This is a genomic window from Formosa sp. S-31, assembly GCF_051172795.1.
Classification (GTDB): Bacteria; Bacteroidota; Bacteroidia; order Flavobacteriales; family Flavobacteriaceae; genus Formosa.
Genome location: NZ_JAENDK010000002.1, coordinates 19,413 through 35,791 on the forward strand (window position 1 = coordinate 19,413; position 16,379 = coordinate 35,791).

The 16,379-nt window shown below is 36.4% G+C and carries 8 protein-coding genes; 5 read left to right on the top strand and 3 right to left on the bottom strand.

The features are described 5' to 3' along the window. Positions 1-33: 33 nt before the first annotated feature. From I3217_RS00325 to I3217_RS00345, 5 genes are all read left to right on the top strand, one after another. A complete protein-coding gene (locus tag I3217_RS00325; RefSeq protein WP_435047728.1) occupies positions 34-3,204 on the top strand; it encodes a SusC/RagA family TonB-linked outer membrane protein in 3,171 nt (1,056 codons plus the stop codon). Between the two features lie 17 nt (positions 3,205-3,221). Next, positions 3,222-5,093 (top strand): RagB/SusD family nutrient uptake outer membrane protein, encoded by a 1,872-nt coding sequence (locus tag I3217_RS00330; protein ID WP_435047729.1) that lies wholly within the window; start codon positions 3,222-3,224, stop codon positions 5,091-5,093. Positions 5,094-5,208: 115 nt separating this feature from the next. Next, on the top strand, positions 5,209-6,612 hold the full coding sequence (locus I3217_RS00335) for a glycoside hydrolase family 28 protein (protein WP_435047730.1): 1,404 nt from the start codon (positions 5,209-5,211) through the stop codon (positions 6,610-6,612). Positions 6,613-6,625: 13 nt separating this feature from the next. Further along, positions 6,626-7,948, top strand: a complete 1,323-nt coding sequence (locus tag I3217_RS00340) for a rhamnogalacturonidase (RefSeq protein ID WP_435047731.1) — start codon at positions 6,626-6,628, stop codon at positions 7,946-7,948. Further along, on the top strand, positions 7,929-10,385 hold the full coding sequence (locus I3217_RS00345; RefSeq protein WP_435047732.1) for a glycosyl hydrolase 115 family protein: 2,457 nt from the start codon (positions 7,929-7,931) through the stop codon (positions 10,383-10,385). Before I3217_RS00340 ends, I3217_RS00345 begins: the two co-directional genes overlap by 20 nt. Positions 10,386-10,492: 107 nt before the next feature. Here the strand turns inward: I3217_RS00345 and I3217_RS00350 are convergent, their stop codons facing one another. The 3 genes from I3217_RS00350 to I3217_RS00360 are packed head-to-tail and all read right to left on the bottom strand — an operon-like array spanning position 10,493 to position 16,170. After that, on the bottom strand, positions 10,493-11,995 hold the full coding sequence (locus tag I3217_RS00350; RefSeq protein ID WP_435047733.1) for a rhamnogalacturonan acetylesterase: 1,503 nt from the start codon (positions 11,993-11,995) through the stop codon (positions 10,493-10,495). A gap of 13 nt (positions 11,996-12,008) precedes the next feature. Continuing rightward, on the bottom strand, positions 12,009-14,870 hold the full coding sequence (locus I3217_RS00355) for a glycoside hydrolase family 2 TIM barrel-domain containing protein (protein WP_435047734.1): 2,862 nt from the start codon (positions 14,868-14,870) through the stop codon (positions 12,009-12,011). A gap of 10 nt (positions 14,871-14,880) precedes the next feature. Next, complete coding sequence (locus I3217_RS00360) at positions 14,881-16,170, bottom strand: rhamnogalacturonan acetylesterase (RefSeq protein WP_435047735.1); 1,290 nt, start codon at positions 16,168-16,170, stop codon at positions 14,881-14,883. Positions 16,171-16,379 lie beyond the last annotated feature (209 nt).

Genomic DNA, 16,379 nt, shown 5'->3' on the forward strand with positions numbered 1-16,379 from the left:
TTTGAGTAAAACAAATACTAACTTTTTATTAATATGAACAAAAAACTAATTTTTTTATTGGTGTTTATTTTTTCTCTATTATCGGGTGTAGGTTATGCCCAGAGCAAGGTAATACGAGGAAAGGTAAATGACGAGACTGGTATGCCAGTACCAGGCGCGAACGTGGTGATTAAAGGCACAACAAAAGGAACAGTTTCCGATTTTGACGGAAACTATGAAATTTCTGCAATGGTAGGAGAAACTCTGGTTTTTTCTTATGTAGGATTTCAAACGATTGAAATCACTATTGGTAGTTCAAACACTATAGATGTGACGTTACCAACGGATACCGCCGTTTTAGATGAGGTGGTTGTAGTTGGATATGGAACCCAGAAAAAAAGTGATGTTACTGGAGCTATTTCTTCGGTATCTTCTGAGGAATTAGTAATTCAGCCTACCTCAAATGCTTTGCAAGGGGTACAAGGTAAAGCGGCTGGAGTTGACATTGGGTCCAATACAAGACCTGGTGAAGTTGGGAGTATTCGAATTCGAGGGAATAGATCGATCTCTGGGGGTAACGGGCCTTTATATGTTGTAGATGGAGTACCACTACAAACTGGAGGTATTGAAATGCTGAACCCAAATGATATTCAGTCTGTCGAGGTGTTAAAAGATGCCTCTGCTACTGCTATTTATGGGTCTAGAGGAGCTAATGGTGTTATTTTAGTTACGACCAAAAAAGGAAAAGAAGGAAGGTTACAAATAAATTTTGATACTTCTGTAGCATTTGAGCAAATTAGAGATTTAGCCGATTATTATAATGCAGGTGAGTATGCAGAATATCGTCGAGATGCATTAAGAAATGCGGGACTTTATAATGATGCTAATGGAAACGTTATGAATTATGCCGATCCAGTAAAAGATTTTCAGTATTTTGGGCAAGATGCTTCGGCTTGGGAAAGTATAGCTGCTGGTTATTCTTGGAATGATAAGGATAATTTAATACCCCAAACCAATGCAGATGGCACACCTGTATATAATGCTAATAATATACCGACAACAGATTGGGTTGATAATGTGACACAAATGGGGGTAATGCAACAATATAATTTAAATGTTAACGGAGGTACGGAGAAAGTAAAAGCATTTGTTTCAGGAGGATATTTAAATCAAGTTGGAGCCGTAATAGGGCAAGATTATTCAAAATATACTGGATTAGTAGGCGTTGAAATAAAAGGGAGTGATTGGTTTACTATGGGAGGAACAATTAATGCGCTTTATAGTGATCAGGAGTATGGTTATTTAGCAGGTGGATCTAGAGGAGCTAGAACTTTGTATGAAGCAGCTAGAAGCCAATTGCCTTTTGCAGTACCTTATGATGCTGAAGGAAATTATATTTTTAATCCAGGAGGCGATACAAACATTGTTAACCCTATTCGTGATAATACAGATAATGTAAGAAATGAAAGGTCAAATGTAAGAGTTTTTGGAAGTTTCTTTACTGAATTTAAATTCTCGGATGCTTGGAGGTTTAGAACTATTTTCGGTCCTGAAATTAGAAATTATAGAAATGGACAATTTCAAACCGCTGAATCGAGTTTAAGAGGAGGAGGAGCTCCATCATCTACTAATTATGCGCGACTAGATCAAGGACGAAATTTATCTTGGACATTAGAAAATCTATTGTATTATGATAAAACTTTTAATGAGAAACATAGAATAGGTGCTACTTTTTTACAGAGTTCTTCGTCTTATGAAGGAGAATCTTCAAGTATGGTAGCTTCTAATTTACCATACGATAGTCAATTATGGTATAATTTAGGATCAGTAAGTAGTGGAGCTCTTGATGGTTGGGGATCTGGATATTCTAAACAAACCTTGCTCTCTTATATGGGGAGGTTAAATTATGCCTTTAATGATAAATATTTACTTACAGTAACAGGTAGGTATGATGGATCTTCAGTGTTAAGTGATGGTTCTAAATGGGACTTTTTCCCATCTGCAGCTTTTGGATGGAATATCGATAAGGAAATGTTCATGCAGAATGTAAATTGGGTAAGCCAATTAAAATTTAGAGCTGGTTGGGGTACTGTCGGTAATCAAGCTGTTGATCCTTATGGTACTGCAGGGGCTTTAGTTCAATTACCATATCAATTTGGAGAAATTCCAGCTTTGGGATATGTAACAGGTAACCCTAAAGGGACATCGAGCCAACAAGGATCTATACCTAATAAAACTTTAGGTTGGGAAAAAACTACCCAATTAAATTTTGGTTTAGATTTTGGTTTCATTAAAAATAGACTTTCAGGTTCTATTGATGTATATAAAGCAAATACGAATGATATTTTGTTAGATAAAAGACCTAATTCTGTAACTGGATATGGTAATATTACTATTAATGCCGGGAAAACTCTAAATAAGGGGGTTGAGCTTGCAATAAATTCTGTGAATGTTGAGAATCAAGATTTTACTTGGACAACAGATTTTACTTTTTCTAAAAATACTACCGAAATAGTAGAATTAGTAGATGGTAAAGTAGATGATTTATCAAACAGAAGATTTATAGGAGAGCCACTTAATGTTTACTATGATTATAAAAAAATAGGTGTTTGGCAAATAGAAGATGAGGCTGAAATGCAGCGTTTTAATGATAACGGAAATAATTTCAAAGCAGGAGATATTAGAGTAGCAGATTTAAATGGAGATTATATTATTGATGCTAATAATGACCAAGAAATTGTAGGTACTTCAGACCCTAAGTGGGTTGCAGGTTTACAAAATACTTTTAGGTATAAAAATTTAGAATTATATACGTTCTTTTTTTCAAGATGGGGACAAACTGTTCTTGGAGGCGCTGTAGATATGCAGGGCAGGTATGTGCATAGAAAGGTAGATTATTGGATGCCCGATAACCCTACTAATGCTTATCCAAGAGCAGACTATAATAATGGAGGTCAGCCATTATACTATAGCGCTATGAATTATCAAGATGGGTCATTTATAAAGCTAAGGAATATCTCCTTAGGGTATTATATGCCTCAAGATTTTTTAGAAAATTATGGATTAACTAAATTTAAAATTTATGCACAAGCGAATAATCCTTGGTTGTATTCTAAAACCGATTTTTTAGATGCTGATTCTTGGTATGGTAGTAACGGATCAAATAATAGTGTATCCTCTGTAACAACTGTTAGTTTCGTTTTAGGAGTTAACGTTACATTTTAATTAAAAAAATGAAAACAATGAGAAAAATATTAATATTAATTTTAATAGGTGTTACAGGATTAGTATCGTCTTGTAGTGATTTTTTAGAAGAAGAAATGGTAGCTACTCTTACACAGGGTAGATATGATACCAAACCTGGAATTGAAGAATTAGTTAATGGTGCATATGAAGGTTTACGTTTTCATTTTAACTATGAGTGGTCTGTTGGTATGACAAACATGGGAGTGGATGAATTTACTAATGGCGCTGGTGTTTATCGTTTGCAGTATAATACGTATGACCCAACTTTAGATTCTAATGAAGAAGCAATATTAAGGCCTTTTTGGGATAATTTATATGCACAAATTAATCTTTGTAATATCGGAATCAATAAGATTCCTACGGTCTTATCAGACCCTTTAGATGAAGATCTTCAAAATACAAGAATGGGAGAGCTAAAGTTTTTAAGAGGATTTAATTATTTAAAATTAGTTGAACAATTTGGAGGTGTACCGATTTCTATAGAACCAATTACAGAAGATACTGCTGAGTTTCCGAGAGCTACTAAAGCTGAGGTGTTTGATTTAATTTTGGATGATTTAACAACAGCAGAAGCCTTATTACCTGTAGTAGAAAGTCAAGAGGGTAGAATTACTAAGGCTGCAGCTCAGCATTATCTAGCTAAAGCCTTCTTAACCAGAGCTAGTGAATTAAATGCAGATATAACACAATCTACAGATTTAGAAAATGCTGCAAAATATGCCGAAATGGCAATTTCGAGTCGTACATTGGCACCAGATTATAATGACATATTTAATTATACAGAAGTTAATGGTCCAAATGAACAATTAAATGAAATTTTGTTAGCAGCTCAGTTTGATGATACTCAGGCTCTATTAGGTCGTTATGGCAATCAAACACATTTATATTATCTATCCATTTATAGAAATTTTCCGGGTATGACACGTAATTTATATGATGGTAGAGAGTTTAGCCGTAATAAGCCTACAGATTATGCTTTAGATATTTATGATCGTAAAAATGACTCGCGTTTTTATAAGAGTTTTCAAACGAGTTATACAGCTGTAGTGGAGTCCACAAATATTCCGAAATGGACTGCAGAAAATGCGCCAAGTTCAGATTTGATAAATCAGCCTAAATTTTCAGTGGGAGAAACAGCCGTTGTAATGTTAGTTAACGATAAGGATGATACAAGATTTACATCTCAGTATAAAGATTCTTTTGCGCCTCTAATGTTAGTAAGATATACCAACGATGGTAATATGACAGATTGGAATATTCAAACATACCCTTCATTATCTAAATACAGAGATCCTTTTCGTACCAATTTTAACGATGCAAAAGGAACCCGAGATGGTATCTTAGCCAGATTAGGAGAAACGTATTTAATAGCTGCCGAGGCTTACGGAAGAATGGGAGATTATGGTAGTGCATTAAATTATATTAATGTCTTAAGAACAAGGGCAGCTTATAAAGAAGGAGAAACTCGTAGTTCTGTGTATTATTTAGCTGAAGAAGTTGCAAATAACGAACAGATTAGTACTGAAAGCGAAATGCTGGCTACAGAAGCCTATTTTACGTCAGGTACTCCAGAGTCTGTTGGAGAAATGTATCCAGCAGGGGTAGGATCTAAATCAGAGATGTTTATTCATTTTGTTTTAAACGAAAGAGCTAGAGAACTCATGGGAGAATTTCACCGTTGGGTAGATTTGGCAAGAACAAATACATTAGTAACCCGTGCAAAAGCATTTAATCCAGAAGCTGCAGCTAATGTAGATCAACACCATACTTTAAGACCTATTCCTCAAAGTTATTTAGAGTCAGTAACCGTAAATGGGGTCTTATTGTCTCCAGACGAAAGAAATCAGATGCAAAACCCAGGATATTAAAACATAATTTGTGTGTTAGTTAACAAGCGCTATTATAATTTTTATAATAGCGTTTGTTTTTAAAAACACGATTTATAGTCCATTATATTTTAAACTCTACAAACTATCTTTAATTATGAGATGTTTAACTTTATTCGCTACTTTTTTTAGCACCGTTCTATTTTTTGGGTGCAAAAAATCTAATACGAAAGAAGTTGCTATATCCGGGATAAATTTTGAAACTATTGCTGTAGAAGCCCCTTTTAATATGCCTGAAATTAAAATTCCCGATTTTAGTAATAGCAAACAATATGTAATAACCAAATACGGTGCTGTTGCAGATGATAAAAATAAAACAACAGAGGCCATACATAAAGCCATAGATCTAGCTAACGAAAACAAAGGCGGGACCGTAGTTATTCCAAAAGGGGAATGGTTAACCAAAGCCATTCATTTAAAGAGTAATGTAGATCTTCATTTGGAGGAAGGAGCAGTACTTTTATTTTCTGAGTCTCCCGAAGATTATTTACCGCCGGTCTATACGTCTTGGGAAGGCGTAGAATGCTTTAATTATTCACCATTAATTTATGCATTTCAATGCAAAAATGTAGCAATAACAGGTCAGGGCGAAATTAAAGCTAAAATGGATGTCTGGCAGAAATGGTTCGCTAGGCCAGAGGGGCATATGCAGAATTTAAAACGGCTTTATTATTTAGCTGCAGAAGATGCTCCGGTAGAAGAACGCCAAATGGTAAACGATACAGCAAATTTACGTCCACATTTTATTCAGTTTAACCGTTGCGAAGGTATTTTAATAGATGGTATTAAGATTACAAACAGTCCATTCTGGACAATTCATCCTTATTTGTCAAAAGATATCGTAATACGAAATGTAACGGTTTTTGCTCATGGTCATAATAATGATGGGGTAGACCCGGAAATGAGTCAGAATATGCTGATAGAAAACTGTGTTTTCGATCAGGGAGATGATGCTATCGCTGTTAAATCCGGAAGAAATAAGGATGCCTGGCGCTTGCATACTCCGGCTAAAAATATTGTAATGCGTAATTGTGTGGTTAAAAATGGCCACCAGTTATTAGCTGTTGGTAGTGAACTTTCGGGAGGTATAGAAAATGTGTTTGTCGACAATTGTACTTTAGCACAAGATGCTAAAATGTTTCATTTAGTATTTATAAAAACTAACGAACGTCGTGGTGGTTATGTTAATAACATTTATGTCAGTAATATAAATGCAGGTAATTTAAAAAATGGCGTATTGGGTATCGAAACCGATGTGTTATACCAGTGGCGCGATTTAGTGCCTACAATCGAACGTAAATTGACGCCAATAGAAAATGTATATTTAGAAAATGTATCAGCAGATTCCGTGCAATATGTGTCTCGACTTTTAGGAGACAAAGAATTACCTATAAAACAAATCGAATTAAAACATGTGTCCGCTAAAAATGTTTTAGAACAAAAACATATTCACGAAAATGTGGTGGAATTTTCAGAATCTGATCTGATTTTTAAACGATAAAAAATAAAATAAGATGAAAAATTACTTAGTAGCAATGCTGCTTTTACTTGTAACAATTCAGCATCAGTTAAGAGCACAAGATAATTTGTTTCCGGATGGCACACCAATCCCGGAGTGGTTTCAGCAAACAAAAAAAATTAAGCTAAACGACTTAGGAAAACAATACTCAGTTACCGATTACGGTGTTGTTAACGATAGTACGATAACTCAGACTGAAAAAATTCAGGAGGTTATCGATTTAGCAGCAAAACAAGGTGGGGGAGTTGTGGTTATTCCTGAAGGAGTATTTTTAAGTGGCGCTTTATTTTTTAAGCCAAACACTCATTTGCATGTAACCAAGCATGGTGTGCTTAAAGGATCAGATAATATAGAAGACTACCCAATTAGAGCCTCACGTATGGAAGGGCAAAATTTAGACTATTTTCCAGCTTTGGTTAATGCTTATGGCGTAGACGGATTTACCATTTCAGGAACAGGGACTATAAACGGGAATGGTTTAAACTATTGGAAAGCGTTTTGGAAACGTCGCGAAGAAAACCCTAAATGTACCAATTTAGAAGTGTCCAGACCCCGATTGGTTTTTATCTGGAATTCTGATAATATACAGCTTCAGGATGTAAAACTTATAAATGCAGGATTCTGGACCAGTCATTATTACCAGTGTAATAATATAAAATTACTGGATTTATATATTTATTCGCCTTACAAGCCTGTAAAAGCGCCAAGTACCGATGCCATAGATATAGATGTATGTAATAATGTATTGGTAAAAGGGTGCTATATGTCTGTTAACGATGATGCTATTGCTTTAAAAGGAGGTAAAGGGCCATGGGCAGATACGCAGGAAGGTAATGGAGAAAATACAAACATTATAATAGAAGATTGCGAATTTGGATATTGCCATTCAGCATTAACCAATGGGAGTGAAGCTATTCATAATCGTAATGTAATTATGAGAAATTGTAAGGTCGACGGGCCTTCACGGTTATTATGGTTAAAAATGCGCCCAGACACTCCGCAACTTTACGAATATATTCGTGTGGAAAATGTAAAAGGAAAAGTAGAGCGCGGTTTGGTAGTATACCAATGGAAACAATTTTTCGATTTAAAAGGTCGTAAGGATCCTCCGCTTTCGACAGGACAATTTATTACAATGAAGAATTTAGATTTAGACTGTGATCGTTTTTTTGCTGTTGATGAATATGACAATATAAAACTGAATGATTTTCATTTCGAAAATTTAAAAATCACATCAAAAGATGCTAAAATAAATCAGTCTTTAATTGAAAACATTTCGTTTAAAAATGTTGTTGTAAATGGAAAGACAATTAAATAACAGAATAAACAAATGTTTAAAAAGCTTCATGTTTTTATGGAGCTTTTTCTGTTTTATTAATAATGGATTCAGTCAGAAGGAAAAGTTAAAAACCTTTAAAATAACAGACTCTATAAGGATTACAACACTATATATTCTTCCAGAGTCCGATGCTTTAATTGTTTGGGCTGCAAAGCAACTGGCTGAAGATATTGAATTGATAACAGGCCTTCGACCTCAGGTTGTTAAAACAAATACATTTGATAATCCTGGAATTTATATCGGGGAACACGCACAACATTCTAAATTGGGAACAGCAGATTTCTCAAATCTAACAAAACGTTGGGAAGCTTTTAATATTTCTTTAAAGGAAAACAAATTGTTTATTGTTGGTAGTGATGTTCGTGGTACTGTTTATGGCGTTTTCGAATTGGCTAAACAGTTAGGCGTATCACCCTGGGTCTGGTGGGGAGATGTGGTGCCAAAAAAGCAAACAGAATTGAGTGTAGCGATTCCTGAAAACGGAATATTTCAGGAACCTTCAGTAAAATATCGGGGTGTCTTTTTAAACGATGAAGACTGGGGCTTACAACCTTGGGCAGCTAAAACATTTGAACCTGAAACAGGTGATATAGGTCCAAAAACTTACGAGAAAATTTTTCAGTTACTCCTAAGATTAAAAGCTAATACCATCTGGCCGGCAATGCACCCTTGTACCCAGGGGTTTTATACTGTAAAAGGAAATCAGGATATGGCTAAAAAATATCAGATTGTTATTGGAACTTCGCATGCAGAACCCATGTTGAGGAATAATGTAGACGAATGGGATAAAAAGCTTTATGGCGAGTATAACTATTTCACAAATAGTGAGACGGTTAATAATTACTGGGCCTCTCGCATTAATCAGGTTGGAGACTCTATAAACCAAAATATTATTACTCTGGGGATGCGCGGTGTACACGATAGTCATATGGAAGGGGCTAAATCTGTAGCCGATTCTAAGCAAATGCTTCAGAATATTATTAATAACCAGCGTGCTATGATTGATTCTTTAATGCAGAAGCCCATATTAGAAATTCCACAAGTATTTATTTCTTATAAAGAAGTACTGGAATTGTACGATAAGGGTCTATATCTTCCTGAAGATGTTACCCTCATGTGGACCGATGATAATTATGGTTACATACGACGTTTAAGCAACAGCAAAGAGCAACAACGTCAGGGAGGGAGTGGTGTGTATTACCATTTAAGTTATTGGGGCAGACCACACGATTATTTGTGGCTTAGTACAACCCAACCTGGGTTAATCTGGTACGAAATGAATAAAGCGTACGAAAATGGTGCTAGGAGCATGTGGATTGCCAATGTTGGCGATATAAAACCAGCTGAGTATAATACACAACTGTTTTTAGATTTGGCCTGGAATATAAATAGTGTAGATGTAGACAGTATTTATGAGCATTTATTAACCTGGTTTCAATTAAATTTAGGTGAAGAGGTGGCAGAAGAATCTGCGAAGGTAATATCTGAATATTATCGATTAGCGTTTATTAGAAAACCGGAATATATGGGGTGGAGTCAGACGGAACCGACCACGCAAGTGAAGTTTTCAACCCTTACAAAAGAAGAAATACAAGAGCGCGTTTCCGACTATAAACGTTTAAGTGATAGGGTTGAAGAACTATCTCTAAAAGTACCAGAGCAACAGCAGTCGGCCTGGTTTCAGTTTATAGAATATCCGGTTATGGCAGCAGCGAATATGAATTTTAAATTTTTGTATTGGCAGTTAGCATCTCAGGAAAAATCACAAACAAAGAAGGAGTCTTATGAAAAATGGTCTAAGGAGGCCTATGCTGAAATTAAAGAGCTTACGGACTATTATAATAACACTTTGCAAGAAGGAAAGTGGAACGGCATTATGTCCATGAATCCTCGAGGATTACCTGTTTTTGAAGCACTTCAATATGAATTTAACCCGGAAGATATTAAGTATTTGAAATCTTCTGAAAAGGTGCTTATAAAGGGAAGTGAATTTTCAAAGTCAGAAGGCGTTTCAGAATATGCATGGAAACCTATAAACGGACTAGGATTTAGTAATGCATCAGTAACATTATTTCCATTTCATTTTGCAGAATTTGATGAGAATAAACCTGGTTTGGAGTATAAATATACATTATCCGAATCGGGACATTATGTAGTTAAAGTTCATTTTTTACCAACGCATACCAATGTATTTAACCAGGAAGCCGATATAAGTTTGGATGACAATAAGTATCCTAATCAGTCCATTTCAACCGAGGGGAGGAGTGCACAATGGAAAGAAAATGTATTGCGTAACAGTGCGGTAATTGCACTTCCGAAACAATATCTGGAAAAAGGAAAACACCACATTAACATTGAAGTAAATCAGACCGGAATGGTTATCGATTATGTAGAAATTTTGAAGGAGCTATATTAGGGTGGTAAATCTAATGAAGTATAAAATAAAAAAGCTGGATGGTTTTTCATAGACAAACCATCCAGCTTTTTTTAGTACAAAGGTTTAGATGTTTAGAGAGAAGAGTGCTAAAAGAATATATAATCTCTTAGGCCAATGGGTTTCGAGTTTTTTAGGATTTTAGCCACGATTTTCGCAGTAAAATCAGCGCCTTCAATACCTGTATGGGTGTGATCTTGTGGGAAAAATGGTTTCACTTTTGCTTTGCCTAAAAGTTCGTACTGTACAGCAATACTGTCATTCAAATCAATAAAGGGCACATTTTCTTTTTCGGCAACTTGTTTAGACCATAATACATAACTATCGGCACGACGTTCCACTTTGCCTTTTGGCCATTCATTTCTAGGTGTTAAACTCAGTACAATTGGTTTAGCGCCTTTTGCTTTGGTATCTTCAATCATTTTAGTTAAATACCAGCCAAAACTGTGTACGGTTTCCGTTAGGCTATCACGTTCCACCACTTGAGTATCCTCGCCGATTCCATGAAGTGAACCACGATATTTTGCTTTATCGATCTTGCCGGCATCATTATGGCCAAATTGTAAAAATACGACATCACCTGGTTTAAATTCGTTTTTAGCGGCGTCCCATAGGCCTTCTCTGGTAAAGGTTCGGGTGCTGCGTCCACCACGGGCTTTGTTAATGACATTCACCCGCATGGTGTCTACATACTTCGGAAAAGGTACACCCCAACCAGTAGCCTTATCGTTGCCATTATTAGCCATCGTGGAGTCGCCTATTAAAAACATATTGAATTTTTTTGGTAAGATGATTTTTGGAGCATCAACAACATATTCTTTTAAGCTGTTATCTGTTGTTTTTAGGTCTTCAATAATACATGATGCTGCCAAGACGGCACCTTTAGCTGCAGTGTGAGTATGGTCGCGTTTATAAAAATACGTTCCCGTTACACCTGTTTCTCCAAAGGTTTCCAGCTTTGAAGCCATGCAGTTATTGAGGTCTATAAACGTTATCCCTTCTTGCTCGGCAATTTGTTTAGCCCATAAACCGTAGGATTGGTTGTTTCTAGGTATAGTCCCATTTTCCCATTTGTTTCTCGGGATGGGAGACATGATAATTGGAATGGCGCCTTGTGCTTTAGCATCGGTTACTATTTTTCGGATATACCAGCCGTAACTGTGAACAATTTCGTGTTCTTTAGTGATTAGATTATCAATCTCTTCTGTTTCGTCTCCAATACCCTTTATGGTACCACGGGCTCTGATGGTATCGTTTACAGGGCCATTATCGTTATGACCAAACTGAATTAAAACATAATCGCCTTTATTCAGTTTTTTATGCACACTGTCCCATAATCCTAAATTCTGATAGGTACGACTACTAGTGCCCCCCAAAGCATGATTTTTAACAGTAACTTTTGTTGTATCTAAAAACTGATTAATAAAATCGCCCCAGCCCCATAGGCCACCGTCGCCTTTTCCCTGACCATTTTTTACAGTGGAATCACCAACTGTATACACTGTAATTTTTTTAGCGGCGGGCTGTTCGTTATTACAGTTAATAAATGTAAAGCTTAGACAGGTTAAGACTAAAAGTTTTAAAATTTTCATATATGTATATTAATTAATTGGTATTAGCTCTAAAATCAAACCACAGTGACATGGAAATACCCTCGTCTCCGTTTTTTATTCTAATGTTCGTAGGTTGACTTTCCGGACCCTGATCTTGCAAGGACTTAAAAGCGCGCATTCCAGGAATTTCGAACATAAAGGAGATATTTCCTTCCGGGAATTCGGGTTGCGGAAATACTTTTGAAACCGCTTTTTTAGGTAAATCCGGAGTAAATAATCTCAAAAACAGTTTGTCTGATGCACTAAAGAATTTCAGGTCGCCATGTTCAGTTCTTAAATTTGCGGCCAGCATATTGGCATGATAGCCTTTAAATTCCGGGTATACGAGATTTTCGAAACTTTCTCCTGTTATGGTTTTATTATATTTTTTTTCCCAAAGGCCCATAGTTGTACCTTTAATTCTGTTTTTCCACACACGATAAGGTCCGTTTCCAATCCATTTTAAAGATTGTACACCCTCTTCCGGGAAGTCGAATGTTAGTCCGAATTTGCTAATCTCTCCCTGAATAAATGCACCGTCAAATCCACTACTTTGTCCTGCGTTTTTAAGCATTATGGCTTGCATTTTTAAACGGCCATCGTTGTACATGGTCCAGTTTATGTGGTCTATACCTCCAGTGTATTTTACATTGCAAACCACAGAATCTTTATAGGATTTAAAACTGGTGCTTTCAACTTCCGCTTTCATGCCTATAGGTCTTGGACCATTATTAAATGGTATTGAAGCCTGTTTGTTTTTAATGCTAACAATCTCTCCGGTATTACTGTCCAAAACCAGGGCTAAGGCTGCACTTGAAAGTGTTATTTGTTTTCCATTCTGACTAATTTTAGCAGAGTTGCTGTTGTTGTCTTGGTTTATAAATTTATCAGCGTAATGTGGTGCTCGGTGAATGGGCCAAGACCAGGTGTAAATTGTTCTGCCGTGTTGGTCTGTTGCAGTAATTTCCAACCAGTCACCTTCAAAAAAATTAGCAGGTAAATCAAAGGAAATGGCTCGTGTTTCCCCTGGTTTTATGTCGTTAATAACAATTGGGTTTTTAGCTATTATTGTTGAGGTTTCTTTGCTGTATAGGGCTTTTTTGTGTGCCTGTACAACACGATATTCCATTTTACAACTGTTTAAATTGGTGTAAATATAGTCGTTGCGAATCAGGAAACTACCATCGAATGTTGAGGTGATTTGTTTGGGTTCAAACTGGATAGGCGACCAGACTTCTTTAACAGTAAAGAAACTGCCTTCTTTTTCGCGATGAGGTCCCAAAACACCATCAGCAGCCAAATTGCCTTTAGAATCATATTTTTCTTCTCCTGTCCAGTCGGTACGTAAAACAGCCTCGTCCAGCATGGCCCACATAAATCCGCCTGCAAATAAAGGGCTTTGTTTGTAGCGGGTCCAGAAATCTTCCAGACCAGCTCCAATACCATTGTCGTAAGTTCCGTGCATGAATTCTGTTGGGAAAAATACATTTTCACCGTTATTAAAACGGTGCATTCCGGTTAAGTAAGTCGGGTAGTGGTGTGTGTCCCAGCCGTTAAAATCAGACCATGGGTGAATTACAATGCGTTTTTGGGAATCGAACTGATGAAAAACATCGTCAATTTCGTAATTCCACCCGCCTTCATTACCGTGGTCCCAGATAATCACTGAAGGGTGGTTTACATCGCGCTCTACGGTTTCTTGTATTAATTTGGTTCCGGTAGGCGTGTCATAACCGTTTTGCCAGCCGGCTAGCTCGTCAAGCACAAATAGGCCCAGTGAATCACAAACTTCCAGAAAATGAGTGTCTGGAGGGTAGTGAAAACGTACAGCGTTCATATTCATATCTTTAATTAAATTAACATCCAGTACGCTTATGTCTTTATCTGTACTCCTTCCCGATTCGGGCCAGATGGTATGTCGGTTAATGCCTTTCATTATAATTTTTTTACCATTAACGTAAATGCCATCTTTTTTTAGGAACTCTAAAGTGCGGAAGCCTATTCTGGTTTTAGATGTATGTAAAATGTAGCCCTTGTTTTTCAGGGTTAAACTTAGGGTATATAAATTAGGCGATTCAGGGTTCCAAGGCTTAACAGCGTCCCATTTGGTATTTATGATTTGAAAATTTTCCTTGTGATTCACAGGGAAACTTAGAGTTTTGAATGTATTATTTGCTCCCACAGGATTAATTGTAGCTTCTATAACACTGCCTTTTGGGGCGTTTACTACTTCGAGCTGAGCCGTTAAAGTACCATCCATTTTGGCGTCAACCGCGACATGTTTTATGTAAGAGTCTGGTGAAATTTCTAACCATACCGGTCTGTAAATACCTCCGAATAACCACCAGTCAGCCTTTCTTTCGGCATTGTTTACCGTCGGGTTAGCGGAGTGTTTGGAGACATGAACTTCTAAAATATTTTCTGAACCATAATTAAGTAGCTTCGAGATGTCGTATTTAAATTCATAAAAGCCGCCCTGATGAATGGGGCCGGCAGATTTTCCATTGATTTTAACTTCTGTATCGGTCATGGCTCCACCAAAAACGATGGTAACATGTTGATTTTTGTATCGAGCAGGAATATTAAATTTGTATTTGTAAAAGCCTTCTTCTTTGCTGGGTTCTTTTTCATTTAGCTCTTTATACCATCTTCCGTAAGTGTAGTTTCCAAATCCTTGTAATTCCCAGTTGGAAGGCACATCAATCGTGGTCCATGTATTACTGTTTCTACCACTGTTACACATAAATTCCCATTGCACGGGGTTTTTAAAGTCTTTACCGGAAAGGTATATTTTTTCTGTTTTTTGTGCATGGCCAATCAGGGTAAATAAAAAGGCTTGAAACAGGATAAAAAGTTTGCTTGTTGAATTTGACATGTAAATAGTTTTAATTGCCGTCTGGTTTTGTGTTTTCAAATCTAGAACTTAAAGGTAAGGTCCAGTTTTTATAATTATCAGGGTGACTTGGATTATAATTTAGAGGTTGTAGTAGGGCATCTTTAAGTGGTAGCTTTAAATCCTGAATGCCTTTAACTACACATTTTGCAATTTCGTTAGCACCAAAACTATTAAAATGCGTATTGTCTTCTAATGCTTTTGTTTGTCCTGGAAACGTATTTGCCGGATATTGAACAAAGGCCTTACGAGATATTTCATCTCCCCAGCTTTCATAAAGCACTGTGGTCATTTTGGTTAAATCAATTAATGGTACATCGAGGTCCTTTGCGACTTGTCTCATGGCATTAGGGAAATCGCCATGGGTAGGTTTTAAAGTACCATTTGTTTCAAATGCGCGGCGTTGTGTAGGGGTTAATAAGACAGGAATTGCTTTTTTTGCTCTGCATTCGGTAATAAACTCTTTTAATAAGTTAGTGTAAAGGCCCCATGCGCCGTTACCTTCACCTTTTATTTTTTCGTCATTATGTCCAAATTCAATTAAAAGGTAATCTCCAGGCTGGATAATAGACAGTATTTTTTCAAATCGTTTTCTGGATTTAAACGATTGTAAAGATTCTCCTGAGTTTGCAAAATTGGCAATGGAAACACTGTTGTTAAAATATGCTGTTATAAATTGTCCCCACGAAGCCCAGGGTTCTATGTCCTGGTCTGTAACGGTAGAATCTCCTGCAAGAAATACTGTAGTTACTGAGCTTACCGGAGTAATTGTAATACTTTTTACAGCTGGTTGGCCCAGAAATTCAAGAGTTAATCTGTCGTCCCAGTTTAAATCGTCTTTTTCTCTGTCTTTGACAGTAATGACTGAATGAGAATTTATTTTAGGGGTGCGCACATTAACTACAAAGCTTTTGTTCGCAGTTTGATGTTTTTTCAGAGTGACCTCATTTAGCATAAGTCTTCTGGATTCGGCTTTAACTGTAGTTGTTGAGGCTTCATTAGCGCCCAAAACGAGATCTATTTTGTAATTGCCTTCGGGTAGTTTTACCGAAAAATATATGCCTTTGTTACTTGTTAAACTCTGCTCATTTAATGTGGCATACTGTGCCGTATTAAAATCGAAACCATAACCTAATTCGTCAGTGTATGCTATAGGTTTTGTTATTGAAGTACCTGATTTTCCTGATGTTTCAGTACCAAAATTAAAGGTTTTTGTATGCGATTGGGAGAATACGGAAACGGAACACAATAAGTGGAAAAGCGTAATTTTAATTAGTTTCATAAATTATGGTTGCCTGTTTAAATTAACAGGAGTTATAGTTAGCATCTGTTTTACTAAAATATTATCAAATTAACAGAGAACTATCCTGTACTATTATGAAATTTGAAAAAAGTTTGATTTAGGTGTATAGTTAAGGAAGCTTATTTAAAATGAATGAAGCATGTAGGTACAGGATGCAAATAGTAAGTATTTTAAGGAAATTGGTATCA